The organism is Salipiger sp. HF18 (assembly GCF_011806505.1).
In the GTDB taxonomy this organism is placed as follows: Bacteria; Pseudomonadota; Alphaproteobacteria; order Rhodobacterales; family Rhodobacteraceae; genus Salipiger; species Salipiger thiooxidans.
This window is the reverse complement of the sequence record NZ_JAATOS010000712.1, coordinates 1-1,575: the sequence shown is the minus strand read 5'-3', so window position 1 is coordinate 1,575 and position 1,575 is coordinate 1. Positions and strand designations below refer to the sequence as shown.

Sequence of the window (1,575 nt, the reverse complement as noted above, 5' to 3'; positions counted from 1 at the left end):
ACCAGCGAGGTGCTCAACACCAACGTGCCCGAGCAATACCGCGACCCCGAGGCCACTGGTTCGGACTGACCACCCGCGCCCGCATCGTCTATGCGAGCAAGGACCGCGTCGATCCCTCCGAGGTGACCACCTACGAGGACCTCGCCGATCCGAAATGGAAGGGCCGCATCTGCACCCGCTCCGGCACCCACCCCTACAACGTGGCGCTGGTCTCGGCGATGCTGCACCACCATGGCGAGGAAGAGACAAAGGCCTGGCTCGAGGCAGTGAAGGCCAACCTCGGCCGCAAGCCGCAGGGCAACGACCGGGCGCAGGTCCGGGCGATCTGGGCCGGTGAATGCGACATCGCGCTCGGCAACACCTATTACATGGGCCAGATGCTCAACGATCCCGAGCAGAAGGAATGGGCAGACTCGGTCAACGTGCTGTTCCCGGTCTTCGAGGGCGCCGGCACCCACGTGAACATCTCGGGCGTGGCGATGACCAAGTCGGCGCCGAACCGTGAGAACGCGCTGAAGATGATGGAATTCCTGACCCAGCCCGAGGCGCAGGAAATCTACGCCCACGCCAACTTCGAATACCCCATCGCCCCCGGCACCGAGGCCGACGAGCTGGTGACCAGCTGGGGCAGCTTCGAGGCGGATGACGTGAACCTCATGACGTTGGCCGGCCTCCGCGCCGACGCCCTGCGCGTCATCGAGGAAGTGGATTTCGACGGCTGATCGCGCTCACACATTGTCTGGCCCAAGGCCGGAATGACAGCGCCGGACCTTCGCGGGTCCGGCGTTTCGCGTTTTCGGGTAGACCCCTTCAGAGCCCCGGGAACTCCACCACCAGCGCCGCGTGGTCGCTTGCGTGGGGCCGGTGCTCTCCGACACCGCTCAGCCGCGCGCCTCGCCCCGGACCGGCCTCGTGCCCGAGCCCGCGATGCAGCACCCGCGGCACCACGTCGGGGTAGCGCTGCGCCAGCGCCGGCGACGCGATCAGCGCGTCCGGGCGGTGATGCTCGCCCACGTGCGGCTCGAAATAGCTCCAGCGGTCGCGCTCGGGCATGCGCAGGCCAAGATCCACGCCGACCGCCTCGAGCGGCGCGACGGCGCGCGGGCCCTCCTCGCGCGGCTCGTTGAGATCGCCGATCACCAGCCAGAGCGCCCCGGGCTCCGAGGGCAGCAGGCGGCGCACCGCCTCGGCCTCGAGCCGCCGCACCTTCCACGACAGCGCCGGATCCGGCGGCGGCGCCTTGAAATGCACGACGAAGACCGTGAGCCTGCCAAAGCACAGCTCGAGGCAGTCGCGCCGGAAGATCGGCAGGTCATGGGCGATACCGGCGGGCGGGGCGAAGCCCAGATCGCCCGGCAGGAGCGCCGCGTGGCTGGTCGCGTCGTCCCAGTCACGCCGCGCCATCACCGCCACGTCGAGCCCGCGCCCGTCGTTGCCCGGCAGGCAGAGCCGGTTGCGATAAGGCCCGGCCACCGGCGCGAGATAGTGGTCGTGGAAGAAGTCGAGGCTCTCGGCGTCGAACACCTTCTGCAGCGCCAGCACGTCGGCGCCGGTGGCCGCCAGCAGCCCCGCGGT

General features: G+C 69.5%; 1 protein-coding gene and 1 pseudogene. One reads left to right on the top strand and one right to left on the bottom strand.

Annotation, left to right across the window (positions count from 1 at the left end; genetic code table 11):
* Positions 1-722, top strand: a pseudogene (locus HC022_RS26185) (extracellular solute-binding protein); the annotation flags it as partial.
* Positions 723-810: 88 nt separating this feature from the next.
* Here HC022_RS26185 and HC022_RS26180 read toward each other — a convergent pair.
* A partial coding sequence (locus tag HC022_RS26180; RefSeq protein ID WP_167454329.1) for an endonuclease/exonuclease/phosphatase family protein occupies positions 811-1,575 on the bottom strand: 765 nt, incomplete at its 5' end.